The organism is Pseudomonas sp. NY15435 (genome assembly GCF_048068295.1).
GTDB lineage: Bacteria > Pseudomonadota > Gammaproteobacteria > Pseudomonadales > Pseudomonadaceae > Pseudomonas.
Genome location: NZ_JBLUQA010000030.1, coordinates 1 through 897 on the forward strand (window position 1 = coordinate 1; position 897 = coordinate 897).

General features: G+C 58.5%; 1 protein-coding gene and 1 pseudogene. Both read right to left on the reverse strand.

Annotated features, from left to right (window positions below; translation table 11 throughout):
* Positions 1-363, reverse strand: a 363-nt coding sequence (locus tag ACNFH5_RS30550; RefSeq protein ID WP_416752676.1) for a phage infection protein, incomplete at its 3' end; no start/stop codon positions are given.
* Between the two features lie 330 nt (positions 364-693).
* Positions 694-897 (reverse strand): annotated as a pseudogene (locus ACNFH5_RS30555) (hypothetical protein); the annotation flags it as partial.

Below are 897 nucleotides of genomic sequence, written 5' to 3' on the forward strand. Positions count from 1 at the left end.
CAGTTTGTCGATGGTGTGCTCGGAGCCGTTCTCGGCCACGCGGACGTCATCCATTTGCTTGTGCAGGCGGTCGATGGTGCGTTCGGAACCGTTGTCGGCCACGCGGACGTCGCCCATTTGCTTGTGCAGACGGTCGATGGTGCGTTCGGAACCGTTGTCGGCTACGCGGGCGTCGCCCATTTGCTTGTGCAGGCGATCGATGGTGCGGTCGGAGCCGTTCTCGGCGACGCGGGGTTCAGCGCTCTGCTGCTGCAGTTGATGAGTGCTGCGCGGGCCGTTGTTGAGGATGGCCGGGGCGGCGAAGACGGCGCTGGCGGTCATCAGGGAGGTGAGTGCAAGGCTGAGGGCGATCTTGGTTTTCATGTTGAGTGGCTCCGAAAGGGGGCGGTATGTTTTGGCTACAGGGTTATTTTCCCTTCGGATAAATCGATTTAAAAACGATGCTGGGTAATACAGAGCATCAGTGATGTCGATTATTTAGCCGGCTAATTTCAACTATCGCCGCCAATGATAGAACGACGAAAACCGCTCTAGGGCGGTGTTTTCAGGCGTGTTTCGGGAGGTTTCAGGCAAGACGCCGTTACAAATCACGGCTGGCCTGTTATCGATGGCAGGGTTTTGCGGATCCTGAGTGATAAGAAAGCCCGGCGGGGCCGGGCTTTTCTCTCACCTTGCGGTGTACTGCGTGCAGCGTTACGCCTTCAGGTGGGCGTTGAAGACGGTATCGCCACCGGATTCGGCCACCATGTTGCTGTGCAGTTGGTCGACGGTGTGCTCGGAACCGTTTTCGGCCACGCTCATGTCGCTGTGCAGGCGATCGATGGTTTTGCTCGAACCGTTTTCAGCCACGCCCAGTTGCTTGTGCAGGCGGTCGACGGTCTGGCTGGAGCCGTTCTC